The organism is Mesorhizobium sp. Cs1299R1N3, from assembly GCF_037179625.1.
In the GTDB taxonomy this organism is placed as follows: Bacteria; Pseudomonadota; Alphaproteobacteria; order Rhizobiales; family Rhizobiaceae; genus Mesorhizobium; species Mesorhizobium salmacidum.
The window spans coordinates 155960-181722 of the sequence record NZ_JAPYKQ010000001.1 but is presented as its reverse complement, the minus strand read 5'-3'; the positions used below and the strand labels follow the sequence as shown (position 1 = coordinate 181722).

Annotated in this window: 21 protein-coding genes, 2 pseudogenes and 1 riboswitch; of the genes and pseudogenes, 13 read left to right on the top strand and 10 right to left on the bottom strand. The window is 61.2% G+C overall.

All coding sequences use genetic code 11. The features are described 5' to 3' along the window. Positions 1–102 precede the first annotated feature (102 nt). From O7B34_RS00830 to O7B34_RS00820, 3 genes are all read left to right on the top strand, one after another. Positions 103–882 carry a lytic transglycosylase domain-containing protein gene (locus tag O7B34_RS00830; RefSeq protein WP_337144534.1) on the top strand — a complete coding sequence of 260 codons (780 nt, stop codon included), beginning with the start codon at positions 103–105 and terminating at the stop codon, positions 880–882. Positions 883–1055: 173 nt separating this feature from the next. Further along, positions 1056–2795 (top strand): relaxase/mobilization nuclease domain-containing protein, encoded by a 1740-nt coding sequence (locus tag O7B34_RS00825; protein WP_337144533.1) that lies wholly within the window; start codon positions 1056–1058, stop codon positions 2793–2795. A 388-nt stretch (positions 2796–3183) separates the two neighbouring features. Then, entirely contained in the window at positions 3184–3705 is a 522-nt protein-coding gene (locus O7B34_RS00820; protein ID WP_337144532.1) for a hypothetical protein, read from the top strand. A 469-nt stretch (positions 3706–4174) separates the two neighbouring features. Here O7B34_RS00820 and O7B34_RS00810 read toward each other — a convergent pair whose 3' ends face one another. Both O7B34_RS00810 and O7B34_RS00805 read right to left on the bottom strand, forming a co-directional pair. Beyond that, positions 4175–5530, bottom strand: coding sequence for a sigma-54-dependent transcriptional regulator (locus tag O7B34_RS00810; protein ID WP_337144531.1), 1356 nt, complete (start codon positions 5528–5530; stop codon positions 4175–4177). A gap of 6 nt (positions 5531–5536) precedes the next feature. After that, a pseudogene (locus O7B34_RS00805) lies at positions 5537–7406 on the bottom strand (sensor histidine kinase). 219 nt (positions 7407–7625) lie between these two features. On the opposite strand from O7B34_RS00805, the gene O7B34_RS00800 reads away from it, so the two are divergent. Continuing rightward, a complete protein-coding gene (locus O7B34_RS00800) occupies positions 7626–9020 on the top strand; it encodes a dicarboxylate/amino acid:cation symporter (protein WP_337139647.1) in 1395 nt (464 codons plus the stop codon). A 243-nt stretch (positions 9021–9263) separates the two neighbouring features. Here the strand turns inward: O7B34_RS00800 and thiD are convergent, their stop codons facing one another. Genes thiD through thiC form a run of 6 tightly spaced genes read right to left on the bottom strand, consistent with a single transcriptional unit; the run spans position 9264 to position 14398 of the window. Continuing rightward, on the bottom strand, positions 9264–10025 hold the full coding sequence (gene thiD / locus O7B34_RS00795) for a bifunctional hydroxymethylpyrimidine kinase/phosphomethylpyrimidine kinase (protein WP_337145166.1): 762 nt from the start codon (positions 10023–10025) through the stop codon (positions 9264–9266). Then, positions 10016–10621, bottom strand: a complete 606-nt coding sequence (locus O7B34_RS00790; RefSeq protein ID WP_337144530.1) for a thiamine phosphate synthase — start codon at positions 10619–10621, stop codon at positions 10016–10018. The genes thiD and O7B34_RS00790 overlap by 10 nt, the downstream gene beginning before the upstream one ends. Next, entirely contained in the window at positions 10618–11391 is a 774-nt protein-coding gene (locus tag O7B34_RS00785) for a thiazole synthase (protein WP_337144529.1), read from the bottom strand. Before O7B34_RS00785 ends, O7B34_RS00790 begins: the two co-directional genes overlap by 4 nt. Before the next feature lies 1 nt (position 11392). After that, a complete protein-coding gene (thiS, locus tag O7B34_RS00780; RefSeq protein WP_337139651.1) occupies positions 11393–11590 on the bottom strand; it encodes a sulfur carrier protein ThiS in 198 nt (65 codons plus the stop codon). Then, positions 11559–12560 carry a glycine oxidase ThiO gene (gene thiO, locus O7B34_RS00775; protein ID WP_337144528.1) on the bottom strand — a complete coding sequence of 334 codons (1002 nt, stop codon included), beginning with the start codon at positions 12558–12560 and terminating at the stop codon, positions 11559–11561. The genes thiS and thiO overlap by 32 nt, the downstream gene beginning before the upstream one ends. After that, positions 12557–14398 (bottom strand): phosphomethylpyrimidine synthase ThiC, encoded by a 1842-nt coding sequence (gene thiC, locus O7B34_RS00770; RefSeq protein ID WP_337144527.1) that lies wholly within the window; start codon positions 14396–14398, stop codon positions 12557–12559. The genes thiO and thiC overlap by 4 nt, the downstream gene beginning before the upstream one ends. A 105-nt stretch (positions 14399–14503) precedes the next feature. After that, a riboswitch (TPP riboswitch) is annotated at positions 14504–14620 on the bottom strand. A gap of 664 nt (positions 14621–15284) precedes the next feature. Between thiC and O7B34_RS00765 the strand changes: the two genes are divergently transcribed. The 3 genes from O7B34_RS00765 (at position 15285) to O7B34_RS00755 (ending at position 18564) form a co-directional block, all read left to right on the top strand. Next, positions 15285–17117, top strand: a complete 1833-nt coding sequence (locus tag O7B34_RS00765; RefSeq protein WP_442920927.1) for a potassium transporter Kup — start codon at positions 15285–15287, stop codon at positions 17115–17117. A 932-nt stretch (positions 17118–18049) separates the two neighbouring features. Then, on the top strand, positions 18050–18391 hold the full coding sequence (locus O7B34_RS00760; protein WP_337128586.1) for a DUF3307 domain-containing protein: 342 nt from the start codon (positions 18050–18052) through the stop codon (positions 18389–18391). After that, the gene (locus O7B34_RS00755; protein ID WP_337144525.1) at positions 18388–18564 is read left to right on the top strand and encodes a hypothetical protein; all 177 of its coding nucleotides are present in this window, start codon (positions 18388–18390) and stop codon (positions 18562–18564) included. The genes O7B34_RS00760 and O7B34_RS00755 overlap by 4 nt, the downstream gene beginning before the upstream one ends. A gap of 508 nt (positions 18565–19072) precedes the next feature. On the opposite strand, the gene O7B34_RS00750 is transcribed toward O7B34_RS00755, so the two are convergent. Continuing rightward, entirely contained in the window at positions 19073–19261 is a 189-nt protein-coding gene (locus O7B34_RS00750) for a hypothetical protein (RefSeq protein WP_337139658.1), read from the bottom strand. A 537-nt stretch (positions 19262–19798) separates the two neighbouring features. On the opposite strand from O7B34_RS00750, the gene O7B34_RS00745 reads away from it, so the two are divergent. After that, the gene (locus O7B34_RS00745) at positions 19799–20011 is read left to right on the top strand and encodes a cold-shock protein (RefSeq protein WP_337144524.1); all 213 of its coding nucleotides are present in this window, start codon (positions 19799–19801) and stop codon (positions 20009–20011) included. 1113 nt (positions 20012–21124) lie between these two features. Here the strand turns inward: O7B34_RS00745 and O7B34_RS00735 are convergent. Beyond that, a pseudogene (locus O7B34_RS00735) lies at positions 21125–21390 on the bottom strand (IS3 family transposase); the annotation flags it as partial. 131 nt (positions 21391–21521) lie between these two features. Here O7B34_RS00735 and O7B34_RS00730 point away from each other — a divergent pair. The 5 genes from O7B34_RS00730 to O7B34_RS00710 all read left to right on the top strand — a co-directional run bounded on the left by O7B34_RS00730 (position 21522) and on the right by O7B34_RS00710 (position 25750). After that, positions 21522–23513: a conjugal transfer protein TraG gene (locus O7B34_RS00730; protein WP_337144523.1), complete on the top strand. Its 1992-nt coding sequence runs from the start codon at positions 21522–21524 to the stop codon at positions 23511–23513. A gap of 5 nt (positions 23514–23518) precedes the next feature. Continuing rightward, positions 23519–23962, top strand: coding sequence for a CopG family transcriptional regulator (locus tag O7B34_RS00725; protein ID WP_337145165.1), 444 nt, complete (start codon positions 23519–23521; stop codon positions 23960–23962). Between the two features lie 213 nt (positions 23963–24175). Continuing rightward, the gene (gene trbB, locus O7B34_RS00720; RefSeq protein ID WP_337144522.1) at positions 24176–25174 is read left to right on the top strand and encodes a P-type conjugative transfer ATPase TrbB; all 999 of its coding nucleotides are present in this window, start codon (positions 24176–24178) and stop codon (positions 25172–25174) included. A 34-nt stretch (positions 25175–25208) separates the two neighbouring features. After that, positions 25209–25487: a TrbC/VirB2 family protein gene (locus O7B34_RS00715; protein WP_337145164.1), complete on the top strand. Its 279-nt coding sequence runs from the start codon at positions 25209–25211 to the stop codon at positions 25485–25487. After that, positions 25487–25750, top strand: a complete 264-nt coding sequence (locus O7B34_RS00710; RefSeq protein ID WP_337144521.1) for a VirB3 family type IV secretion system protein — start codon at positions 25487–25489, stop codon at positions 25748–25750. The genes O7B34_RS00715 and O7B34_RS00710 overlap by 1 nt, the downstream gene beginning before the upstream one ends. Positions 25751–25763 lie beyond the last annotated feature (13 nt).

Genomic DNA, 25763 nt, shown 5'->3' with positions numbered 1-25763 from the left:
ACGCTTTCGGCATGCGCGCTGCTCATGTTTGTCTCTGTGTCCAGCCCGGCAGCAGAACCTCCATCATACCTGCTAAAATCCTGCGCCGGGAGAGCGATCGGGATGAGCGGGACGTGGTCCGCTTACATCTGTGAAGCCGCGAAACGTTATGAACTCCCCGAGCGCTTGATACGCGCAGTGATGCATGTCGAGAGCGCCGCCGATATGCGTGCTCTCTCGCCAAAGGGTGCCATGGGCTTGATGCAGATCATGCCCACCACCTGGGAAGAACTGCGCGTCAAACAGGGTCTCGGAACCGATCCGTTCAATCCGCGAGACAACATCCTGGCTGGCGCCGCGTATCTTCGCGAGATGCTCGATCGTTTCGGTCCGAAGGGATTTCTTGCCGCCTACAACGCCGGACCACAACGCTACCAGGAGCATCTTTCAACCGGTCGTCCGCTGCCTCGCGAAACGATCGACTACGTTGCGAAGCTGATGCCGTTGATCAAGGGAGCTGTTGCGATCCCGCCGCCCCAACTGGAACGATTGGGAAAGCGGTCGAGCGCGGATCGTTCGCAGCTTTTTGCTCGCGAGTTTGCTCGGATGAATGACGTCGAATGGCGAGACAAAAGAGGTTTCGATTCCGTCGACCAAACGGTGTTCGCGCAGATGCGTTCAGTCGCAATGCCGCCACAGAGCGACGCGACGTTGAGCGATCTCACAGGGCTTGAGCCGGGGCCGGCTACTTTGCGCATAAACTCCTATCCCACCCCAAAGCCGGCTGCAAACAGCCTCTTCACCCACGAACGCGCGGTGCATCTCGATGAGCGCTGGATTTCGCGTCGATCGGGTGCTGGCCTGCTTTGTCGCGGAATGGGCGGCGGCCGTGCTGGCGGCTAGGGAGGTCGGGGAGGGATGGCAAGATAAAAGGCCGCGATGTGCGGCTCGGTCGGTCGGTTGTTTTGATTGGCTTTTCTCGAGTTTTGCGCACATCGCCAGAAACACACGCACATCGCGCGAATTGGTATTCTGCAACGGTTTCAGCGTGGATCGCACATCGCGGGTGAATTGTCGTGAGAGGTGACGATGATTTCCGCGTGCGGCCCGGCCGTATCCGCTCGCGCCAAAGCCAAAGGGCACGGCCCTTCATCGCCCAAGCACTTGCCGCCGCGCAGAAAGCTGGGGGGAGGATTTCTCGCCATGGCAGAATCACGAACGGGCACGGCTCCTATTTTGGACGCGGCCGGGTGGCGAGCATTCGCGCCAGTCGCGTCATCAGCAGCCGCTCTCGTTCCTGCACAGTCAAGACGCTCGTGGTCCGTCACAAGCGACAGAATGGCCCGCTTGCCCGACACCTCAACTATCTGCGGCGCGAAGGGGTCACCCGCGACGGCGAGAAGGCGCGCATGTTTGGACTGCAAACCGACGATGTCGATGTCAAAGATTTCGCCGACCGGTGCGCGGATGATCGGCACCATTTTCGCTTCATCGTCTCGCCCCAAGACGCCCTCGACATGGCCGATCTCAAGACCTTCACTCGCGATCTGATGGTGCAGGCTGAGAAGGACCTTGGCACCACTATAGATTGGCTGGCCGTCGATCATTGGAACACCGACAATCCCCACGTCCACATCATCCTGCGCGGCAGAGCCGGGGACGGTCAGGATCTCGTCATCTCTCGCGACTACATAAAAAATGGGATGCGCAGTCGTGCGCAGGATCTGATCACTCAGGAACTTGGGCCAAGGACCGATCGTGAAATTGATCGCACATTCCATCGACAAATCGAAGCCGAACGCTGGACGGAACTCGACCGCCAGCTTGCTCATGAATTCGACAGGCATGGCATGGTCGACGTCGCCCCTATCGGGGGTCGGAAGCCTGATGAGTATCTCGCGGTGAAAGTCGGCCGCTTACGAAAGTTGGAAAGCCTCGGCCTCGCGCACCCGATCGGTGGGGGCCAGTGGACAATGGTCGCCGAAGCCGAAGCCACCCTGCGGGCGCTTGGCGAGCGCAACGACATCATCAAGCGGATGCATCGCACGCTGGCCGAACATGGGCTCGACAGAGGCGCTGCCGACCAAGTTCTTGCGGGCGAGGCGAGCGACGCGCCCATCATCGGCAGGCTCATGGGCCGAGGCCTCGATGACGAGTTGCGCGCGTCTGCGTACGCAATTGTCGACGGCATCGACGGCCGCACCCACTACATCCGGCTTCAAGATCTGGATGCCACGGGAGATTCTGCACCAGGTTCGATTGTCGAGCTTCGGCGCTACGAAGACGGGCAGGGCCGGAGCCGGGTCGCCCTTGCTGTCCGTTCGGATCTTTCGATCAAAGAACAGGTCGGTGCTGACGGCGCGACGTGGCTCGATCGGCAACTGGTGGCGCATCGGCCAGCCAGACTAGGCGAGGGCGGATTTGCACAGGAGGTTAGACAGGCGCTGGAGAACCGCACCCAACACCTTGTCGAGCAAGGCTTGGCGCGGCGTGAGGCTGAACGTGTCATATTCGCGCGCAACCTCATTGCAGAGCTTCGCGGTCGCGAGATTGATGCACTGGGCGCGCAGCTGGCCGCCGCGACAGGTCTGGTATTCGCGAAGGCAGCTGAAGGTGACCAAATTGCTGGTGCCTACCGACGGCGCTTCTCTCTTGCGACAGGCCGCTTCGCGATGATCGACGATGGGCTCGGCTTCAAGCTTGTGCCTTGGTCACCCCGACTCGAGACTCACCTGGGCAGGCATGTCACCGGCGTCATGCGGGCCGGGGGTGGTGTGGATTGGACACTAGGCAGGAAACGAGGGCTCGGGCTATGAGGCTGGTTGGTCAGGTACGCGACATAGTCCGGTCGAGCCCCTTTTTTCATAGGAGCAACCCCGTTGCTGCGCAGTCGGCGCGGCTCTTGAGTCTGACTTCTCCCGACAAAAAAATGTCGCCGTATTCCAGTCTGTCCCCTGCTGATCAATCTGAGGAAGAATGTGACCAACATGTCACCGTCGTCAGAGAGATCATGCGCGCGCGAATGCAGAGTTGGCTTGGCGGCAACATCCTGCGATCTGGGTATCTCAAACAGACGACGACCTTGTTCAGACAGCTGAGATCCAGAGTTGACACTCTGCGCGTCCTGCTCTTGACCGCCGCGCGGACGCTCGCTGCCCCGATGCATGAATGGGTTGCCGGAGGGCATATCGAAGGGACAAGACCATGACCAAGATCGCCCTCGTCGCGATGACCATTGTCGGCTGCGACTGCGACGCCAAGCTGTGCGAATATATCGGCGAGACGCCGGCCAAATGGTCGACCATCGCCGAGTGCGAAGCCGCGATGAAGAGCCAGATCCTGCATGAGCGCAATTTCGACTACCCGCTCGTCTCCGGCATCTGCCGCACCAAAGGGTCGTCGTCCACCGCGAAAGGGGCCGCGACCGCTTCCCGCCCGGAACTGAAGTCTGCGAGCCCAACCACTGAGCCTGAAAGAGCGCTGCCGGCAGAGCTCAGCCATCGCCCCAGTGTGCCGGTCGGTTCACCGACCACGGCCACGGAGGCCGCCGCCGCCCGACCTGTCGCCTACGAACAGGTGGTCGATGGCGGGACCGGCGTGCTTTATCGGACGAAAAACGGATATGCGGTGGTCGAGACCGATCTTGGCCGCGCCGTCTCGGCGATCGCCGAGGCCGCAAAACGCTCAGTGAACTGGCTAGCCGGCCTGATGCCGAGGGGTCTGTAGGCTGGCCTCTACGTCTTCAGCTTGAGGCTCTCAGAACTTGTCGGTCAGCGGCTGTTCGGTAGCGGCGTCCTCGCCGGCGACGCGCTGATGTACATGGGACCTTGATCGGCAAGGCCGAGGCAGCGCTCGCCGCAGACGGCGGCACATACGGACTCCTGTTCGAAAACGGCTGGAAGTGGTTCGTTATTCCCGACCATTGCGCACCGATTGTCACTCCAAATGGTATATACAAGATCGGCAGTGCAGATGAGCCGGGTGAAATAGCTCTGATGTCCAAGGCGACGGCCCATCACGCGCCGGCTTGCACGCGCAGCCGGTGGTAGGCGCCCGCTGAATACAATCGCCGCGCCACGCAGCACAGCACACGGCCGATTCAGCGGCGTCGGACGATTTTTCAGCCTGGGCCGAACTGCCGCCTGCCTTTCTCGCGTGCGTCCAGCGCTTTTGCACTCAGTTCGGAGATCCCCGATTACTTGGAAAAATCGCCGCGTACGATGCCGTGGCGCTGCAGCTTATCGTAAAACGTCTTGCGCGGAATGCCGAGCGCCTCGACCGTGCGCCTGACATCGCCGCCGTTGCGGCCGAGCGTCTCGCGGATGATGTGTGCCTCATAGCGCTCCAGGCGCTCGGGCAAGGACATGACGGTGTCCGGATCGGCCGGCCGAAGAGAAGAGCTGCCACCGATCTCTTCCAACCCGAGCACGAAGCGCTCGGCAAAATGCGCGAGTTCGCGAACATTGCCGGGCCAATCATGTTGCCGGAGATGGTGCTGGACGGCGGCTGGCACGGCGGGCACCGGGCGATGAAAGCGGATTGCGGCGCGCTCTGCGAAGTAGCCGAACAGAAGAGCGACATCATCGCGGCGCTCGCGCAGCGGTGGAATGGAGACGGTGACCACGTTGAGGCGGTAATAGAGGTCCTCCCGGAAATCGCCGCGCTGACGCGGGTCGCCGAGATCGACCTTGGCGGCGGCGACGACGCGCAGATCCACCGGCCTCACGTCATTGGTGCCAAGCGGCATGACCTCGCGCATTTCCAACACCCGCAACATGCGCACCTGTGTCGAAACCGGCATGCTTTCGATCTCGTCGAGGAACAGCGTGCCGCCGCTTGAATGTTCGACACGGCCGATCCGCTTCTTTTGCGCGCCGGTGAAAGCGCCGGCCTCGTGTCCGAACAATTCGCTTTCGATCACCGTCTCCGGAAGCGTGCCGCAATTGAGAGCGACAAAATTGCCCTTGGCGCGGCGGCTCCAGCGATGCAGCAGCCCGGCCACCACCTCCTTGCCGGAGCCGGTCTCGCCGGTTACCAGCACGTCGACATCGGTGTCTGCAATTTGCCGTAGGGTGCGGCGCAGCCTTTCTATCGCGGGGGTCTGGCCGATCAGCGGCAGGCTGTCCTGTGCCAGCTCACCCGCCTCGCGCAACGCCCGGTTCTCCATCGTCAGACGCCGCTTTTCCGCGGCCCGCCGCACGCTCTGTGCCAGGCCCTCAGCGGCGAACGGCTTGGTGATGAAGTCGTAAGCGCCATCCTTGATCGCCTTGACAGCCATTGCGACGTCCCCGTGGCCGGTGACAAGAATGACGGGGATGTCCGGATCGAGCCGCAGGATGCGGTCGAAAAGCTGCAACCCGTCGATCTCGGGCATGCGGATATCGGACACCACCACACCGGCAAAATCGGAATCGATCCCGGCCAAGGCCTTCGCCGCCATCGAGAAGGCCGACACCGAGAATCCGGCAAGCTCAAGCGTCTGGGCGGTGGCTTTCAGGAGGTCACGGTCGTCCTCGATTAGGATCACTGGTGCTGGGCTCTGGTGCGTCATGTTCGACTACGCTGCCTTCAAAAGATGAATGGTGAAGCAGGTGCCCCTCTCGCCGCTCTCTACCTCGATGCGGCCGCCATAGTCGGCGACGATATCCTTCGAGATCACCAAGCCAAGGCCGAGGCCGGTTTCCTTCGACGTGTTGAACGGCGTGAACAGCGACTTCAGGATGGTCGGCGGAATGCCGGGCCCGTTGTCCAACACGCTGAGCGCCACACCATCGGCCGTTTCATCGATCGAGACGTCCACCCTAGCGTGATCGCAGCCGTCAAGCGCTTCCAGGGCATTCTGGAAGAGATTGATTAGCACCTGTTCGAGCCGGACCCGGTTTCCCATGACCTTGAAGGAGGCAGGCGCGGGCTCGATGACAAGCGCGTCGAGCCGGCCCGCAAAACGACTTCTCAGCAGGACGACTGCACTGTCGATGACGCCGCGCAAGTCCACCGGCGCAGCGGCCGTGCGGCCCTTGCGGGCGAAGGCCTTTAGTTCATTGGTGATTGAGCCGATGCGTTCCGTCAGCGCTGCTATGGCGCCGAGGTTCTCCTCTGCCGGAGCGGTTTGCTTGCGCTCCAGGAATACGCGGGCGTTGTCGGCATAGGCCCGGATGGTGGCAACCGGCTGATTGATCTCATGCGCAACGCCGGCCGCGACCTGCCCCAGGATGGCCAGTCGATTTGCCTGGACCAGATCCTGCTGTACCACCTGGAGCTTGGCTTCCGTGCTGCGGTGGCCGATGATCTCGGACTGCAGCCGATCGCGAGCGCGGCTTAGATCCTCTGTTCGCTCGGCGACGCTGCGTTCGAGCTCAGAGCGGGCCGCCTGTTCGGTCGCGATTCTCATCTGCGCCGATTGCCGGCGCCAGAGCAGATAAGCAGCCAGGCTCAGAAGCGGAAGCACGATGCCAAGCGCCAGGAGCCGCATGCCGCGGTGCGGCCGCTAGCGGTGCTTCCGCAGGTAGGAGATAGTCGAGTCGCCAGCTTGTCGTGGGGACCTGGGTCGAGAGGCGCAGATATTCCGCGTCGTTGCCGCCTGGCACCATGGCGTGGACAATCGATACATCCTGGCTCAAGACCTCGGGGCGTGTGATCGGTAACGGCTTCAGAGGCGCATGGCCGACCTGCTGGCTGTCGCTGACCGCGACAAGGTCAGGCCTGGCAAGAGCTGTTGTCGTCCTGAAACGCCAGGATGGAATACTGGTGACCAGCACGATACCATGTTCGTCGCTGACATAGGTCGGCCGATTCGCCTCGCGCCAGTTCGCTTCGATCTGATCGAACTCCATCTTGACGACGACGACCCCGAGCGGTGCTGTGGCATTGCCGACACGTCGCGAAATGTAAAGGCCCGCACGCTTGCTGACATTGCCGAGCGCGAAATATTCGGCTGTTCCGGTCTGCATCGCCCTAGAGAAGTAGGCGCGAAAGCCGTAGTCGCTGCCGACAAAGCTGTTCGGGTCGCGCCAGTTGCTGGATGCGACCGCCACACGATTGGCGCCGGTGACGTAGAGCACCGACGCCTTGGTGCCGGAGACCAGCCCCTCGAGCTTGCGGTTCAGCACATTGATCGCGACGGGATCGCGCCGTGCCAGAGCATCGTGCACCTGCTGGTCCTGCGATAGCAACAGCGGCAGCGCGCGTGGATTTTCCAGAACAGCGCTCAGTAGCGCCACTTTCAGGTTGACATCTGTGCGCCCCTGCGCCGCCAGCGCCTTGAGTTCGATGCCCCGCGCGTAGAGACCGGCGCTATAGAGCGCCGCCGCAATGATCGCGAGCCCTACTGCCGCGAAAGCGAACCAGGCTCGGCCCGCACGCCTGCCGAGTTGCTCTTGCGTCGAAGATTGGTCGGCGCGGCGCTGTAGCATCGCCCATTTGTGCATAACTTCGCACAACGGGCAATCCGATTTGTGCGGCCGGCCGCACTGTTTGCCCGCCGGCAAGCATCGGGAATTGAAGATCATTCCGCGAGATCAGAGACTTACCGATAACAGGCTGCGTCTGGCACGCCAGTTGCGAAGTCCGATTCAGCAGCCGCGAGGCTGTTGAGCTCAAGGTCCCGGGAGGTCGGGCTTCCCGATCGGGACGCAACGGAGGATATCATGCAGACAGCAATCGCTGCCGCCGAGCCGCGCGGCAAGGTTCCCCTATATCGGCATCTCTACGTACAGGTTCTGGTGGCGATCGCCGCCGGCATTGTTCTCGGCCATTTCTATCCCGAGACCGGTGCCGCGATGAAGCCGTTCGGCGACGCCTTCATCAAGCTGGTGAAGATGATCATAGCGCCGGTGATCTTCCTGACGGTGGCGACCGGCATTGCCGGCGTTTCCGACCTGCAGAAAGTCGGCCGCGTCGCAGGCAAAGCGATGATCTATTTCTTGGTGTTCTCGACCCTGGCGCTGGTTGTCGGCCTCATCGTCTCCAATGTTGTCCGGCCCGGCGCCGGCATGCATATCAACCCGGCCACGCTTGACGCGTCGAAGGTGATAACCTTTACCGAAAAGGCGCATGACACCAGCATCGTCGGCTTCCTGATGAACATCATCCCCGACACGATCACTGGCGCCTTTGTCCAAGGCGACGTATTGCAGGTGCTGTTCTTTTCGGTGCTGTTCGGCATCGCGATGGGGCTCGTCGGCGACCGCGGCCGTCCGGTCCTCGATTTCCTGCAAGCGCTGACCGCGCCAATCTTCCGCCTTGTCGGCATATTGATGAAGGCCGCGCCGGTCGGCGCCTTCGGTGCCATGGCCTTCACCATCGGCAAGTACGGCATCGGCTCGATGGCCAATCTCGCCATGCTGATCGGCACCTTCTACGCGACCTCACTGCTGTTCGTACTGCTGGTGCTTGGCACGGTCGCCCGCTACAATGGCTTCTCGATCCTGGCGCTGATCCGCTACATCAAGGAAGAGTTGCTGCTGGTTCTCGGCACCTCTTCGTCGGAGGCGGCGCTGCCCGGCCTCATGGTCAAGATGGAGCGTGCCGGCTGCAAGCGCTCGGTGGTCGGCCTGGTCATTCCGACCGGCTATTCCTTCAACCTGGACGGCACAAACATCTACATGACGCTGGCGGCCTTGTTCATCGCGCAGGCGACCGACACGCCGCTCACTCTCGGCGACCAGATCCTTTTGCTACTCGTCGCCATGCTGAGCTCCAAGGGTGCCGCTGGCATCACTGGCGCTGGCTTCATCACCCTGGCGGCGACGCTGTCGGTCGTACCCTCCGTACCGGTTGCCGGCATGGCGCTGATCCTCGGCGTCGACCGCTTCATGTCAGAGTGCAGGGCGCTCACCAATCTCGTCGGCAATGCGGTCGCGACGATCGTCGTGGCGCGCTGGGAAAAGGAACTCGATGTGACGAAGCTCGCCGCGGCCATGGCCGGTCAATTGCCAGACGAGGCAGACCTGTCGCTGCCGCAAGTGCAGGATATCTCTATCTCGCCGGACGATCGACCACGGTTCTGGGGCAACGATATGTACGAGGGCAAACCTCACTGAGATCGTTCAGCTCGGGCCGATATGCCGGCCGGACTTGTCGGGTACTCGCGCCATTCCAAAGCCGGGCGTCGAAACAACTGGCCGTCAGCCCTCGGCTTACCTTTGCACCTCATGGTCCGAAGGGGAGGTGTGACGTCGAGGAATGATGCTCAATGTGCGCAATCAGCGAAGTGTACAATCTCCTGGGGCCGGCGCATGGAGGCAAGCACAATCTCCTCCATGCGAGCTCGGGTGATTATAGAGTCACCCGGCAGAATTCTCCTTAAGTCTGTTGAGGACGAATCGCTTGCCTTCGACCACGCTGTCGTGAAGCGATCTCGCATTGGCCAGATGCGCGGCGATCGCGCTGGCCAGCATGCATCCCGTCCCGCGCATCGATCCGGCAACACGCGGTGCCTCGAAGCGAATGGGTTCTTGGTTGGAGCTCAGCAAAATATCTGTTGATCGCGGTCCCGTCGCGTGGCCACCCTTGAGCAACAACGCCTGCGGCCCGGCTGCAAGCAATCTTTTTCCCTGCTGGAGCGCGTCATCCTCGTCTGCTGCCAGTTCCGATCCGACAAGGGCCGCCAGCTCGATGAGATTTGGCGTGACGAGCCGGCAGAGCGGCATGAGATCCCGCTTCATGGCGCCGATCGCTTTCGCTTCCAGCAGTGGCCTGCCCGAAGAGGAAGCCAGTACAGGGTCGAGTACAGCCGGTATCCATGGATATTCGCTGAGCACGGCGGCGACCGCGACAATGACCCGCCCGGTTGAGAGCATGCCGATCTTGATGGCCGACACCTTGTTGGCCCGCAATGCTGCGCGCATCTGGTCGGCGACCAGCCCGGGTTGCAGGTGATGGATTGCGATGACGGCATCGTGGGTCTGCACCGTCACTGCGGTGACGGCAAGGCAGGTGCGCACGCCGACGGCAGAGATCGTCTCAATATCGCGTGCAACGCCGCCACCCCCGCTGGAGTCCGATCCCCCCACGACAAGCACGTGCGGCTCTTGCCTTAGCGCCATCGGTTTGTCTTCTCGATCCATTGTTGCGTGCGCGCTTCGGGATCGGCATTCAGCGTAATGTCGGTGACCACTGCCGCGCAGTCTGCGCCAGCCTCGAAGACACTGTCGAGCCGGTCAGGGTTGAGGCCGCCAATGGCAACCAACGGAATCGGTGCAACTTGTCGCTTCCACGCGCTGATCCGTTCGAGCCCTTGCGGCGCCCATTTCATCTTCTTGAGGCTGGTCGGATAAATGGGTCCCAGCGCCACATAGTCCGGCTCGGCCGCCAGCGCCGTTTCCAGTTCAGTGTGATCGTGGGTCGAAAGCCCGAGCTTCAATCCAGCGTATTTGATCGCTAGCAGATCGGCCGCAGCTAAATCCTCTTGGCCGAGATGGACGAAGTCGCAGCCTTCCTCGATGGCCAGCCGCCAATAGTCGTTGATGATCAGTTGGCAACCATGGATCGTGCAGGCGTCGTTCGCGCGGCGGATTTCCGTCCGCAGCGTGGCCTCATCCCTGTCCTTGATGCGCAACTGCACCAGCTTGACGCCAAGCGGCACCAGCCGTTCGATCCAGGCAGCGCTGTCGACGATCAGGTAGAAGGGATCGAGCTTCATGAAAAGACCCCCCGGCCGAATGTCGGCGTCGATGGCACGGCAACATCGCGCGGTTCGAGCATTCCCGATTTGAAAGCCTCATATCCGGCATCGACCGCCTTGCCGAACGCACCCGCCATGCCGACCGGATCGGCCGCCTTAGCGACCGCCGTGTTCAGGAGCACGGCGTCAAAGCCGAGCTCCATCACGGTTGCCGCGTGCGACGGTCGTCCGAGCCCTGCATCCACAATCAGCGGGACGCCGGGGAAATGTCCGCGCATCGAGCGCAGCGCCGGGATGTTGACCGGGCCGAGGGCGGAACCGATCGGCGCGCACCACGGCATCAGAACCTTGCAGCCCGCGTGCAGCAGCCGTTCGGCAACGACGAGGTCGTCGGTGGTGTAAGGGAAAACCGCAAAATCATCTTCGCACAGGATACGAGCGGCTTCGACCAGGCCGAACACGTCTGGCTGCAACGTATCATGGTTGCCGATCACTTCGAGCTTGATCCAACTCGTCCCGAACACTTCGCGCGCCATGTTCGCAGTCATGACCGCTTCCTTGATGGAGTGGCAGCCAGCAGTGTTGGGCAGGATTTTCGTGCCGAGCGATCGAACCAGCGACCAGAATTTTTCGCCGGCCCTGCCGCCCGCCATCTCACGCCGCAAGGAGACGGTCACCACGGAGGTGCCCGACGCCTTGACCGCATCAGCAAGGATGGCCGGCGAAGGATATTGCGCCGTGCCGAGAAGCAGCCGGGAGGGAAGTGGCGTCCCGAAAAGCTCGAACATGCTAGCCTCCCTGCATCGGCGAGAGGATCTCGATCCGGTCGCCGTCGCTCAACTGGAATTCCGCCCGCCTGGCCTTGTGGACAAGGTTGCTGTTGACGGCTGTCGCCAGCCAATCGCCTTCATAATCGAGGTCGGCAAGCAGTGCCGCCAGTGTCGTGGCGTCAATCTCAAGCACTTCGCCGTTGACGGTCAGTTTCATGAGCAAGCTCCACGGGTTTGTCTTTGCTGAAGAGAAAGTCTGCCGCCTGGCGCGCCATGGCCGGGGCCAGAAGAAAGCCATGACGATAGAGGCCGTTGATCCTAACGGTGTCTCCGCTCGCTTCGACTAGCGGCAGATTGTTGGGAAAAGCTGGACGAACCCCGGCGCCTGTCTCAATGATGCAGGCTTCGCCAAAAGCCGGGTGGAGCGCGCAGGCCGCGCTCAGAAGTTCCATCATCGAACGGACCGTGACCGGACCGCTGTCATCGCTCTCGATCATCGTGGCGCCGGCCATGAATCGGTGATCGGGGCGCGGCACCACATAGAGCGGAAAGCGCGGATGCAGCAGCCGGACCGGGCGCGACAGCGAGATATCGGGTGTGTGCAGGATCAGCATTTCGCCGCGAACGCCGCGCAGCCTCTCATCGCCCGCCGCCATTCCCACGCAGTCGATCTCACGGTCGAATCCGGAAAGCTGCCGGGCGTCCGTGGCAAAGCGGAAGTCGACGCCCATCGCGACGAGCTTTTCGTGAAGCGCTGCCATTGCAGTGCGCGGCTCGAGATGCGCCTCGCCGGCGAAGAACAGGGCGCGGCGAAAACGGCCGGCGAGGTCGGGCTCCAGCCGCGCGATTTCCTCCTCATCGATCCAGCGATGGCTCGAGGTGCGGCTTGCGAAGCGGTCAAGCTCGCCCGCATCCCGCGGCGTTGCAACAACCAGCGTTCCGGCCCGCGTCACCTGACCTGGCAGCACGGCATCCCACCATTCGGCGGCGCCGCGTCCGAGGTCCAGCACAGGCTGCTCCGCGCTTTCGCGCTCGCACCAGGGCGCCAGCATGCCGCCGGCAAACCACGATGCGCTGCCGCCGAGACCACACCCGATTTCAGCGACGGTGACCTCCGCGCCGCGAGTGGTGAGCTCGAAGGCCGCGGTGAGGCCGGCGACGCCGGCCCCCTTGACCAGCACCCTCATGATGGCTCCGGCGCCTCGGGCGTGGTGCCACTCACCGGCATATAAAGATCGCCGCCCGCGCGGTATTTTTCCGCCATCGCCGCCATCGCCGCCATCCCCTCCATCCCCTCCTTCTGCGCTTCGGCGCGGATGTCGTGGGAGATGCGCATCGAGCAGAATTTCGGCCCGCACATCGAGCAGAAATGCGCGACCTTGTGCGCCTCCTTGGGCAAGGTCTCGTCGTGAAAGGAACGGGCGGTTTCCGGATCGAGCGACAGGTTGAACTGGTCCTCCCAGCGGAACTCGAAACGGGCGCGAGAAAGGGCATCATCCCTGGTTTTCGCCGCCGGGTGGCCTTTCGCCAGGTCGGCCGCGTGCGCGGCAATTTTGTAGGTGATGACGCCGGTTTTGACGTCGTTGCGGTCCGGCAGACCGAGATGCTCCTTCGGCGTCACATAACAGAGCATGGCGGTGCCGAACCAGCCGATCATGGCCGCACCGATGCCTGAGGTGATGTGGTCGTAACCCGGGGCGATGTCCGTCGTCAGCGGCCCGAGGGTATAAAAAGGTGCTTCGCCGCAGATTGCGAGTTGCTTGTCCATGTTCTCCTTAATCTTGTGCATGGGAACGTGGCCCGGGCCCTCGATCATCACCTGGCAGTCCTTGGCCCAGGCGATCTTCGTCAGTTCGCCAAGCGTCTCCAGTTCGGCGAATTGCGCGGCATCATTGGCGTCGGCGATCGAGCCCGGACGAAGTCCGTCGCCGAGCGAGAATGAGACGTCATAGGCTCTGGCGATGTCGCAGATCTCCTCGAAATGCTCATAGAGGAAGCTTTCCCGGTGATGGTGCAGGCACCATTTCGCCATGATCGAACCGCCCCGGCTGACGATGCCGGTAACCCGCTCGACCGTGAGTGGAATGTAATGCAGCCGAACGCCGGCGTGGATGGTGAAATAGTCGACGCCCTGCTCGGCCTGCTCGATCAGCGTGTCGCGATAGACCTCCCAGTTCAGGTCCTCGGCGATGCCGCCCACCTTCTCCAGCGCCTGGTAGAGCGGCACGGTGCCGATCGGCACCGGCGAGTTGCGAACGATCCATTCGCGAATGTTGTGGATGTTGCGACCGGTCGACAGATCCATGACCGTATCGGCGCCCCAGCGGGTCGCCCAGACCATCTTTTCGACCTCCTCAGTCATTGAGGAGGTGACAGCAGAGTTGCCGATATTGGCGTTGATCTTGACCAGGAAATTGCGGCCGATGATCATCGGCTCGCTTTCGGGATGGTTGATGTTGGCGGGAATGATTGCCCGGCCCCGCGCTACCTCGTCACGCACGAATTCCGGCGTGACAAAATCGGGGATCGCCGCACCGAAGGCCTCGCCGTCCCGCTGCAGCTTGCCGCGCAGGCTTTCGCGTCCAAGGTTCTCGCGAATGGCGACGAATTCCATTTCGGGCGTGATGATGCCGGCGCGGGCATAGGCAAGCTGGGTCACCGCCTTGTCTGCGTTGGCCCTGAGCGGCCGATTGCGAATGGGAAATTCCGGCGTCAGGCGCGCGCCAGTCGCAAATCCGTTGTCTTCCGGCGTGATGTCGCGGCCATCGTAGAATTCGACATCGCCACGAGCCGTAATCCATTCGTGCCGAAGCCGGGCGAGGCCTTTCTCTATACTCGTTTCGACCGTTTGATCAGTGTAGGGGCCGGATGGATCATAGACCGTCACAGGCGGTTCGCCGGCGGTCGGGTGGACGGAGATTTCGCGCATCGGCACCCTGATCTGCGGGTGGAGGGTGCCTTGCTTGTGTATCTTGCGTGAGGCGGGCAGGGGTCCCGTCGAAACTGCGGGGGTCAAGGCATTCATTTGAGGCTCCTTTGCTCATTTGCAATGGAGACCCAGTTCTGTGCCGGAAGGATGAAAAGACGCTTTGGTCGACCTGTTCGAAACAGGTCTTCGGGGATGAACTCCCGCAAAGCGCTTGCACCGTCCCTACGCCAGTATGAACTGGATCAGGTTCAACGGGTCACTGCGCCGCGAAAGCCAGCAGTATCTCAGCCCCTTGCCGGGACTCCCCTGGTGAATGGGTCAATTGGACCGAGCCGGTGGCCTTTTGTCAAGCGCATTCGGTCCAGGGCGGTAGGTCGAAGCCAGAAGGACGGGTTTTATAAACAGGACGCGGACCGGCTCGGTCCGCGCTCGATTCTGTCGTCGCGGGGGGCCGGTGAAATGCTCATGGTCCATGACAAACCGACCGAAATGCTACATCTGAAACCATGAAGATATTGACTTTCATAAATTGCTCGTTGATAGTTGTAGCTCGATAATATCTCGGAACTCGTGACTTAATGAAAATATTACTTCGGTATAGCAGTTCAATAGACATCAGTTTAATGACGTAATCTTGTTTCATCCATAGTTTAAATCTTAAAAATTGCTAATTTGCTGGTTGATGGAGTAATGGGCTGGTGATATGCCAGCCGACTTCAACATGGCAGTCCCGATTGGCAATTTCCAGACGCCTCGGCCGATAGCGGCAGTGCAGCGAGCTCCTCCCTCTCCTTGTCGCACCGCCCAATCGGCCGAGGCTACCCGTCGCAAGGACGCGTGCCTCGGAAATGCACAATTGCGTTGGCCGTAGAGCACAGCACCCGTGGGAAGCATACGAATGGCTGTCGTGGATTCTGCCAACAGTTGTGACGTTGAGGAACTAGCGGGACATCCCGGCTCGTCTCAAAGTACTGAGTTGTTGATGCTTGGCGCACTCGGTGTGGTCTACGGCGATATCGGCACCAGCCCGATCTATGCGCTCCGCGAAGCGCTGCATGCCTCGTCGGGCGGCAACGTCGCTGATCGCACAGATATTCTCGGCGTCCTGTCGCTGATCATCTGGTCGCTCACGATCACAGTTACAGTAAAATACATCATGTTCGTGCTGCGCGCCGACAATCGCGGCGAGGGCGGCGTGCTGTCGCTGATGGCGCTGGCGCGCGGCAGCTTTCCGAAGCGCTCGGCGGTGATGCTCGGGATCGGCATCATCGGCGCCTCGCTGTTTTTCGGCGACGCGGTCATTACGCCGGCGATTTCGGTGCTGTCGGCGGTGGAGGGCATGGAGGTCGTCACGCCGACGTTCCAGCCTTATGTCGTGCCGCTGACACTGGTCGTTCTCGCCATGCTGTTCGCGGTACAGCGCTTCGGCACGGGCGGCGTCGGTCTGGTGTTCGGGCCGGTGACCGCTGTCTGGTTCCTGGCTATCGGCCTGTCCGGCCTCAACCACATCATCGCCGATCCGGAAATCCTGTGGGCGATCAGCCCGTACTACATCGTCGCCTTCCTGATCCATTCGCCAGGCGTCGCCTCCGTCACCATCGGCGCGGTCTTCCTTGCCGTCACTGGCGGTGAGGCGCTCTATGCCGATCTCGGCCATTTCGGCCGCAAGCCCATGGTGCTGGCCTGGCTGACGATCGTGTTTCCCTGCCTGCTGCTGAACTATGCCGGGCAAGGTGCCTTCATACTGGCGAACAAAGGTGTGGTCGGCCATCCGTTTTTCGAGATGAACGGGGGCTGGACGCTGATCCCGATGGTGGTGCTGGCCACCGCAGCGACCGTCATCGCCAGCCAGGCGGTGATTTCAGGGGCTTTTTCGCTGACCCGGCAGGCAGTGCAACTCAACATGCTGCCGCGGCTGGAAATCCTGCACACATCGGAAAAGCAGTCCGGCCAGATCTACATGCCGCGTGTCAACCTGCTGCTGGCCTTGGTGGTGGTGATGCTGGTGGTCGGCTTCGGCGAATCCAGCAAGCTCGCCTCCGCCTACGGCATATCGGTAACCGGCAACATGCTGGTGACGACAGTGCTGCTCTATGTCGTCATGACCCGTATCTGGAAGTGGAAGCTGTCGGTGGCGATCCCGCTGACCGTGCTGTTCGCCTTCATCGACATCGTTTTCTTTGCCTCCAACATCGTCAAGGTGTTCGAAGGCGGCTGGGCGTCGCTGGTCGTGGCCTTCACCATCGTGCTGGGCATGTGGACCTGGGTGCGCGGCAGCCGCTATCTCTTCGACAAGACGCGCCGCAACGAAATCCCGCTCGATGTCCTCGCCGGCAATCTGTTGAAGAAAAAGCCGCAGCTGGTGTCCGGCACCGCCGTGTTCCTGACCAGCGATCCCTCGAGCGCGCCGACCGCCTTGATGCATAGTCTCAAGCACTACAAGGTGCTGCACGAGCAGAACGTCATCCTTTCGGTCGTGACTGCCCCCCAGCCGGTGGTGCCCGACAGCGAGCGCGTCAAGATGGAGACGGTCAACGAGCTGTTCATGCGGGTGACGCTGACCTTCGGCTACATGGAACAGCCTAACATTCCACGCGCGCTGGCGATCTGCCGCAAGCAGGGCTGGAAGTTCGACATCATGACGACATCCTTCTTCCTGTCGCGGCGCTCGCTCAAGGCCTCGCCCAATTCCGGCATGCCGGTGTGGCAGGACCGGCTGTTCATCGGCCTGGCGCGCACGGCGGCGGACGCGACGGAATATTTCCAGATCCCGACCGGACGTGTGGTCGAGATCGGCACGCAGGTGGTTGTCTAGCTCTCCCCATGTTTGTCCGGTACACGTCCTGGCCAGGGCACGGGCAACTCATAAGCCGAGTTCGTCCCGCCCCGAGCGCCGATTCAAGCCGTGACCGCCCGAGACCGCATCGGTGTAAGCACCGGCGTAACCGCGACTTCCAGAGTCGGACCAAGCGCGCTCGGCGGCTCCAGGTCGTAACGCTTCCGCAGGTTGTGCCCCGTTACCACATCGCTCTTCGAGTCAGATTGCCATAGCGGCGATAATGGGCTGCTTCTCATCAAGATACCTGTCTGCCCAGAGATCCCGAGCAGGCTGGCGATTTCGCTCTTGGAATTGCACGGTGGGATTGGTCTTCGCAAAGGAGTTCGCCGGGGTGCATCGCGGGCAGGCTGCGCTTGATCGCGCTGCACAGTGGCGGGCCTCCAAGTCGTCTTCCCCCATCTCATCCGAATCACGCGCCGGAGGCGCGAGCCGAATAGCGAGCTTTCTCGCGACCCGTCAGGTTTTGGACATCTAGTCTTGGCACACATCCATGTCCTTTGGATGCTTGGTCTCATCCAGATATTAAATGGGCTCACGCACCTGTGGTCTCGCGCGCTCAAACCTGCGCACGGCCGGTTACGAAAAAAGCCCTACAGGGTTTATTGCGAAAGAACGTGATCATGAATTTTTGTAAGGCGACACCTGGCGCAAACCGATGGAAATGCGAGGCGGCGCCATGCACTGCCGGGCTCGTGTTCCACGCTTTGAACAGAAGGGTAGATCGACGCTTTCCCCGGTGGGCAGTGGGCCGATTTACCAGGTGAGTGACTTTCCTGACTGGGTGAATGCGCTGCATCGCGCTCAACCAACGGCCAAAGCAACCTGACTAGCGGGCGCACTGACCGAATGCGCGCCGCAGGACTGATCCCACTCTCGGCCAGCAACCTCAAGACAGGCAAGGTAGTGAGATGACCGCGCTACTGACCACGATCGCGCTTCTTCTGGCCGGTCACGCGCTGGCTGACTATCCGCTTCAGGGCGACTTCCTTGCCAGGGCCAAGAACCGCGCCAACCCGATTCCGGGCGTCCCCTGGTATCATGGCCTTCTTCCTCATGCCGCAATCCACGGCGGGACCGTCGGCCTGATAACCGGCAGCCTCGCGCTCGGTATCGCTGAATTCGTCGTTCACGGCCTCATCGACGACGCGAAGTGCATGGGGCGGATTTCTTACAATATGGACCAATCTCTGCACATCTCCTGCAAACTCTGCTGGGTGGTAATTTTGATGCTCTGGGGAACATTCTCATGACCGTTCTACTCGCATCCCTGTTTTCCAACCCCACCATCCTCGCGGTGGGCGCCGGCATGATTGGCGCCGCCGGCGCGTGGATGCATGGACGCCTCACCGGTGCCAAGGCTGAACGGCTCAATCAGATCGCGACGGGCGCCAAGACCACAACCGGAGGGCGAGCAGATCGGTGATGCCGTGGCCGGCCGCGTACGGGGGACGCCAGCGGCCGTCCATGGCGCGAACCCGACGGCTCAATGAGCGGATCGACCGGATATTCGAAGACCAAAAGCTGCCGCTCTCCGGTTACGGCAATCCAACACGTCTGATCTCCGGTCCGGCCAGATTTCCAGCGTTCGAACAAGCAGTAACCCGCTGCCCCTAAGAAAATAGGCCGCACGCCATAGCAACAATATCAAGCGACTTGAGAGAGAGTGCGTGTGAGAACGAGAGTGAGGTGGATCGGTTAGTCTCCATAATAGAAGGCTCGAGAGCTACGATTGGCGTCAGTTACTCGTATCCACAGCCTACCAGGTCCTCGATCAAGCTGGAGCGGTCGCGGTATCACTTTCATGGCCGCGTGCACATGACATTGTGCGTCGACTGACACGCTACGGATTGCTTTTGCGCCATCCATCTCCTCAACCTTGAAAGTTTCCACAGGTCCGCTTCCTCGCACCTAACAGATGGTTGTGTCGCCAGTTAGGCGTCAGACTTGCCATTGTCGCTTTGCACGGCCCAGCTCGACCTAATTCGATCGCTGGCCTCCAGGTAAGCCATGTCGATCAAATAGGTCAGCAGGCTCTCCCCGTCAGCCTGCACCGTCTGACGAATCTCTCGCAACATTGCTTGGACAAACTTCAAATTATCCAATTTTTTTACCTGTTTCATGGAACCCCCCTGAATTATTCCTGTCAACGAAACACGCCAAATCGCGTTTCAACCGATTCAATAACGAGAAAACACCCGCCTAGCAGGGCCGTTACGGAACCTAACAACCAAGCAGTGAGATCACAAACTCTCGCCCAGCAATACTTATGGCGCCTTCAGATGTTTTTTACCGATAAAGTAAAGCTTGAGAGCCAATTTCGACGGCGCAGAACTCTCACATTTTGTTGTTATAAACAAGCAGCTTGCCAGTTAAAATTTGCCATGACTGAGCCGCAAACGGGCGCGCAAACACTGCCTCCCGTGCATTGCCGGTGAAACAAGAGCGATGGCCACATCCGACGGCAGAGCGTCCACGAAGCTGCTCTGATATCGGTGGACGAAATTCTGTTGGCTGCACAGGGGCTCGGAACCACACATGACGGCCGCGATTTTCGGCACGATCGATCCATGTCTTGCGATTTCTCGACTTTGCTGCGTTTATGAAACCGGTTTGACTTCTAAGCCAAGCCGCGATCAATCGTTAGGAAGGAATACAGTATGGCGACTGGAACCGTGAAGTGGTTCAACAGCTCCAAAGGCTTCGGCTTCATCACGCCCGATGCCGGCGGCCAAGACGTGTTTGTCCACATTTCCGCCGTCGAGAGAGCGGGTCTTTCGACCCTCGCCGACGGCCAGAAGCTCAATTACGAGATCGAGCAGGACCGCCGCAGCGGCAAGTCCTCGGCCGGCAATCTTAGCAAAGCAGGTTGACCGCCGGCGCAAGCCGGAACGACACGGAAAACGCGCATCTGCTGGCTGTCGTTCAGCGAGCGCGGGAACAGGGCTCAAGAGCCGCTGTTGGCTTTTCTGACTTCTGGCAGGACAGCATGTGAAGCGAGGCGGGGGGTCCCCGCCTTTGGTATCGGCATACGTCTGGGCGGCTGCTATGCGCCAGAACGACCGGCCGGCCGATCGATCAGCCCTCGCGTCCTTGCGTATCCGCTTGGTACGCCCTTGATCTTCCTTTTGCGTGGGTTTGCGTCCGAGACCCGTGATCTTGGCCAATGCCGAGCGTGCGGCGGCATAGTTTGGCGTCACCACCGGATAGTCCGTCGGCATACCCATCCAGGCAGACGATGTAGTTCGGCCTGACCGATTTCTTGATCGGAACGGCAGGCTTGGGAGCTTCCGGCTTCTCGTGCGCCACGCCATCGCCGTGCTCTTCAGATCTGCATGCACTTGGCCGATTAGGGCCGGAGGTTGGCCGACCCGCGCCTTAACCGGAAGGTTTGTCATTTCCTTTTTTGCGAGTTCGCTAAAAAGTCTTTGGTCCAACCCACCTCATTTGTGGTCTGCCCTGTCATATTTTTTGCGCCCATCGCGCGGTAGAATGACGCTTGGCTAGTGCGGCCGGAAAGTTCAGAGAAAGCTGGAGTTGAGCCGAGTGCCGAGCCTGTCAGGGTTAGGCCGAACCAGGAACGCAAATCCTCATTTGCAAGGGATGGCAAAGGTGAAGGACCCACAAGACGGCTCAGCCCGTCGTGCTCGACAACAGTGACTATTCTCGACAGGGGATCATCATCATCCAACCGGCGGTCGGGAGGAACGGCCGGCTGAAAGAGGACGATGGAAATGCTGCGGTCAGGCGATGGGCGGCACGACATACACAAGCCAGTTGCACGGTTTCTCTGCCAGAAATGGCGGACCGGTCCCGCAATCAACCCCCCATCGCGAACTGTTCGCGCCGGTGGAGGCTTCGCTGTTTGCTATCCGCAGGATGAAGCGCGTAGCAGATGAGGCCTGCGCCGTAGGCCTATTCTTAAACCGCTCGCAGCGTTGTGTCTGGCCTGGTGGGTTTTTCGGAGACGGGGGGGTTAAGCCTAGCTTGTCCCTGTACTTGACCGAGCTCAGATAGCCTGGGGTCGGTGCCTTCGCCGAGGGCTGTAGAAGCGCTCGACGTAATCGAACACATCGGCCCTGGCATTATCGCTCCCTTGTAGATCTTGCGGGCTGTCCACTCGGTTTTCAGCGACGAGAAGAAGCTTTCCATCGCAGCATTGTCCCAGACGTTGCCCGACCGGCTCATTGAGCAGGTTGATGCCATGATCGGTCCTCAGCCGCTGGAACTCCTCGCTGGCGGATTGCGATCCCATGCCCAGCGCAGATCGCCAGTCTTTTTAGGTCTGGGCACAATGAGCTGCCGGGATGAAGCCTTTGCTATTGCACTGCCTGCGTTCGTACTCTGCTTACTCGCTCCCGAGATTTTGAATCGGGAGTAACGATGCCGGCAACCAGAATATTGTGGGGTCAGATCGTCGCTGTTTTGACCATCGTGCTTACGACCACCTGGGGAGCAACGCAATGGACCGCCTGGCAACTGGGTTACCAGGAGCAACTTGGTTCGCCCTGGTTCGAACTCGTCGGCCAACCGATCTATCCGCCACCGGCATTTTTCTGGTGGTGGTTTTTCTATGACGCCTATGCACCGACGGTCTTTGTTGAGGGCGCGGTGATCGCGGCGAGCGGCAGTTTCATCGCGGTTGCTATCGCTATCAGCATGTCACTATGGCGAGCACGGGAGGCCAAATACGTGGCAACGTACGGCTCGGCGCGCTGGGCTGTGCGAAAAGAGATTGAAGCCGGAGGACTGCTCGGCGCCGATGGCGTGGTTCTGGGCAAGTTTGACTTGGACTACCTTCGCCACGATGGCCCGGAGCATGTCCTGTGCTTCGCGCCGACCCGAAGCGGCAAGGGCGTCGGACTGGTCGTGCCATCCCTGCTCACTTGGCCGGGAAGCGCAATCGTTCACGACATCAAGGGTGAAAATTGGGAACTCACCGCTGGCTGGCGAGCACGTTTCGGCCGTGTGCTGCTGTTCGACCCAACCAATGCTGCCTCAACCGCTTACAACCCGCTGGTGGAAGTCAGGCGTGGCGCTTGGGAAGTCCGAGACGTCCAGAACGTCGCCGACGTGCTGGTCGACCCAGAGGGGTCTCTGGAACGCCGGAATCATTGGGAAAAGACGAGCCACGCGCTGCTGGTCGGCGCGATCTTGCATGTCCTCTACGCCGAGAATGACAAGACGCTGGCCGGTGTTGCCAAGTTCCTCTCCGATCCGCAGCGGCCGATTGAGGCGACGTTGCGAACGATGATGCTAACCAAGCACCTTGGCGATGTCGGTCCGCACCCCGTTGTGGCATCGGCAGCACGTGAACTTCTCAACAAATCGGAGAATGAACGCTCTGGCGTGCTGTCGACCGCGATGAGCTTCCTCGGCCTGTACCGCGATCCGGTTGTGGCCCAGGTCACGTCCCGTTGCGATTGGCGCATTGCCGATCTGGTGGAGGACGCGCAACCCACGACACTCTATCTGGTCGTGCCGCCATCGGATATCAGCCGCACCAAGCCGCTTGTCCGGCTTATCCTGAATCAGATCGGCCGCAGGCTGACGGAGGATCTCCATGCGAAGGATCGCCGGCATCGCTTGCTTCTGATGCTCGATGAATTTCCGGCACTCGGCCGGCTTGATTTCTTCGAGTCGGCCCTCGCGTTCATGGCCGGCTATGGCATCAAGTCGTTCCTTATTGCCCAGTCCCTCAATCAGATCGAAAAAGCCTACGGGCCGAACAATTCCATTCTCGACAACTGTCATGTTCGTGTGAGTTTCGCGACCAACGACGAGCGAACCGCCAAGCGCGTCTCCGACTCGCTGGGAACGGCAACCGAAATGCGGGCGATGAAGAACTATGCCGGGCATCGTCTGTCGCCTTGGCTTGGGCATCTCATGGTCTCGCGGCAGGAGACGGCACGCGCGCTGATGACGCCCGGCGAGATCATGCAGCTGCCACCGAGCGATGCCATTGTGATGGTCTCTGGGCTGTCCCCGATCCGGGCGAAAAAGGCGCGCTATTTCGCAGATCCGCGGGTTGCCGAGCGCGTTTTGCCTCCGCCCAAGCCCGCAACCACGAACGCCCTGTCGCGCGCCGATGACTGGACTGAAATGGCGGTTGCCAAGGTGCCGGAGGCGCAGGCAAGCCTTGCATCGCTTCACCAACCGGACAGTGATCCTGACAATGGCGGTATCCGCCGCCAGCCCGAATTGCCCGAACATGAGGATATTGCGCCGGATCCCACGCGGGTGCGCATTGATGAATTCGACCTTGATCGCGACGAATCCGATGATGAGGTTGCCCGACGCCGGTCGGTCGACCAGACGATGCGGCGCACCGCGCGACAGGTCGCACTCGATCCCAAAGACGGAATCGAACTTTGACCTCCATGAAGAAGCGCCGTCTCTCAGCCTATCTGGAACCGGAGGTCATGAATGCGCTTGCCGACTACGCCGCAAAGAGGGATGTGTCCCTGTCGCTGATCGCCGAAGCGGCCATCGCTTCTTTTCTCTCCCCCGATTCTGAGGAGCGCAAAGAAGCGGCAATCACAAGGCGGCTCGACCAGATCGACCGGCGCGTTCAGCGCGTCGAACGCGATCTCGGTATCTCAATCGAGACGCTGGCGTTGTTCGTGCGCTTCTGGCTCACCTCAACTCCGGCCTTGCCTGACGCCGCTCAGCCCGAAGCGCGCGCAAAAGGTCGGCAGCGTTATGACGCTTTCATCGATGCGCTCGGGCGCAGGCTGAGCAAAGGACCAAAGCTCAGGCAGGAGATCGCCGAGGACTTTGCGGCTCCATCATCGCCGGACACCGCTGAGTCGCACACGGGCTAGGCAGCCGAGGCGGGCGGCGAACTCATCGGTGCCGCATTTTGCAAGTCTCTGCACGTCGCATTGCTGCCAGCCATTTTCCTTGTTGCAAGGCGCACATTCCTGCTTCTTCTAATCATCCCCGTCAGCGGTGCGAAGCAATTCGCCCGAGAAATGGGGACCATCGTGGCAGACACTCAAAATGCCGGCAGGGAAGCGGTCTCGCGTGGGGCGCGCATGCTGCGCACGGCGCTCGGCCCGGCGATAGCCGGATTTCTTGACGATCCCTGCATCGTCGAAGTGATGCTGAATCCAGACGGGCGCCTGTGGGTCGACAGGCTGACAGAAGGCCTGTCTGCCACTGAGGAAATGCTGAGCCCGGCCGATGGCGAGCGGATCATCCGGCTCGTTGCCCATCACGTCGGCGCCGAAGTGCATCCCGGCGCGCCTCGCGTCTCGGCCGAACTGCCTGATAGTGCGGAGCGGTTCGAGGGTCTGCTGCCGCCGGTCGTTGCAGCTCCTACCTTTGCCATCCGCAAGCCGGCCGTCGCCGTGTTCACGCTCAACGATTACGTTGCCGCTGGCATCATGACAGAAGCCCAGGCCGACGTGCTGCGGCTCGCCGTCGAACGGCGAAAAAACCTGCTGGTCGCTGGCGGCACGTCGACCGGCAAAACGACGCTGGTCAACGCGCTGCTGGCAGAGGTGGCAAAAGCCTCCGACCGTATTGTGCTGATCGAGGATACGCGCGAGCTGCAATGTGCTGCACCCAATCTTGTGGCGCTGCGGACCAAGGAGGGCGTCGCCTCCCTCTCCGACCTGGTGAAGTCATCGCTGCGGCTCCGCCCCGACCGCATCCCGATCGGTGAAGTACGCGGCGCGGAAGCCCTCGATCTCCTGAAGGCCTGGGGCACCGGCCATCCCGGCGGCATTGGGACTATCCACGCCAGCACTGGCCTTGGGGCTCTGCGTCGACTTGAGCAGCTCGTACAGGAAGCTGTGGTCACCGTCCCGCGCGCACTCATTGCCGAAACGATTGATCTTGTCGCCGTGCTTGCCGGCCGCGGTTCGGCCCGCCGCCTCGTCGAGATCGCGCTCGTCGACGGGCTCGATGCAGCCACCGGCGACTACCGCATGCTCGAAGCCAAAATCGGGCCCGAGCCAACCATAAATCCCGAGCCATCCATGGAGCTTCAGAATGAACCCGATCCGCTTCACTTCATCATCTATCCCTAAGGTTGGTGCGGTCCTCCCGCATGTTGCCACGGCTATGGCGATTGGGGCCACGATGACTGTCCCTGCACGCGCCGCCGGTTCTTCCATGCCGTGGGAGCAACCGCTTCAACAAATCCTCGAATCGATCGAGGGACCGGTCGCCAAGATCGCGGCGGTGATCATCATCATCGTCACCGGCCTGTCGCTCGCATTTGGCGACACCTCGGGCGGCTTTCGGCGTCTGATCCAGATCGTGTTCGGACTGTCGATCGCCTTCGCGGCGAGTTCTTTCTTCCTGTCCTTCTTCTCGTTCGGCGGCGGAGCGCTGATCTGATGGAGGAGGCGGTTCGCGGCTTCTTCGCACCGGTCCACCGGGCGCTCACTGAACCGATTCTTCTCGGCGGCGCACCGCGCGCGGTGGCTATCGCCAACGGAACGCTGGCCGGCGCGGTTGGGCTTGGGCTGCGGCTTTGGCTCGCCGGCATCGGGATTTGGGCAATCGGACATTTCGTGGCCGTCCTGGCGGCGAAGCGCGACGCCCAGTTCGTCGACGTGGTCCGCCGGCACGTTCGATATCCCGCGCATTTCGGCTGCTGAGAGGCTTTTCCCA

Coding starts and splice junctions, on each gene's coding strand:
- O7B34_RS00820 (WP_337144532.1), top strand. CDS start 3,184: ATGACCAAGATCGCCCTCGTCGCGATGACCATTGTCGGCTGCGACTGC.
- O7B34_RS00755 (WP_337144525.1), top strand. CDS start 18,388: ATGACCGTTCTACTCGCATCCCTGTTTTCCAACCCCACCATCCTCGCG.
- trbB (WP_337144522.1), top strand. CDS start 24,176: ATGCTGCGCACGGCGCTCGGCCCGGCGATAGCCGGATTTCTTGACGAT.
- O7B34_RS00710 (WP_337144521.1), top strand. CDS start 25,487: ATGGAGGAGGCGGTTCGCGGCTTCTTCGCACCGGTCCACCGGGCGCTC.
- O7B34_RS00810 (WP_337144531.1), bottom strand. CDS start 5,530: ATGACGCACCAGAGCCCAGCACCAGTGATCCTAATCGAGGACGACCGT.
- thiD (WP_337145166.1), bottom strand. CDS start 10,025: ATGGCGCTAAGGCAAGAGCCGCACGTGCTTGTCGTGGGGGGATCGGAC.
- O7B34_RS00830 (WP_337144534.1), top strand. CDS start 103: ATGAGCGGGACGTGGTCCGCTTACATCTGTGAAGCCGCGAAACGTTAT.
- O7B34_RS00790 (WP_337144530.1), bottom strand. CDS start 10,621: ATGAAGCTCGATCCCTTCTACCTGATCGTCGACAGCGCTGCCTGGATC.
- O7B34_RS00725 (WP_337145165.1), top strand. CDS start 23,519: ATGAAGAAGCGCCGTCTCTCAGCCTATCTGGAACCGGAGGTCATGAAT.
- O7B34_RS00715 (WP_337145164.1), top strand. CDS start 25,209: ATGGCGATTGGGGCCACGATGACTGTCCCTGCACGCGCCGCCGGTTCT.
- O7B34_RS00760 (WP_337128586.1), top strand. CDS start 18,050: ATGACCGCGCTACTGACCACGATCGCGCTTCTTCTGGCCGGTCACGCG.
- O7B34_RS00800 (WP_337139647.1), top strand. CDS start 7,626: ATGCAGACAGCAATCGCTGCCGCCGAGCCGCGCGGCAAGGTTCCCCTA.
- O7B34_RS00785 (WP_337144529.1), bottom strand. CDS start 11,391: ATGTTCGAGCTTTTCGGGACGCCACTTCCCTCCCGGCTGCTTCTCGGC.
- O7B34_RS00765 (WP_442920927.1), top strand. CDS start 15,285: ATGCTTGGCGCACTCGGTGTGGTCTACGGCGATATCGGCACCAGCCCG.
- thiO (WP_337144528.1), bottom strand. CDS start 12,560: ATGAGGGTGCTGGTCAAGGGGGCCGGCGTCGCCGGCCTCACCGCGGCC.
- O7B34_RS00750 (WP_337139658.1), bottom strand. CDS start 19,261: ATGAAACAGGTAAAAAAATTGGATAATTTGAAGTTTGTCCAAGCAATG.
- O7B34_RS00745 (WP_337144524.1), top strand. CDS start 19,799: ATGGCGACTGGAACCGTGAAGTGGTTCAACAGCTCCAAAGGCTTCGGC.
- thiC (WP_337144527.1), bottom strand. CDS start 14,398: ATGAATGCCTTGACCCCCGCAGTTTCGACGGGACCCCTGCCCGCCTCA.
- O7B34_RS00730 (WP_337144523.1), top strand. CDS start 21,522: ATGCCGGCAACCAGAATATTGTGGGGTCAGATCGTCGCTGTTTTGACC.
- thiS (WP_337139651.1), bottom strand. CDS start 11,590: ATGAAACTGACCGTCAACGGCGAAGTGCTTGAGATTGACGCCACGACA.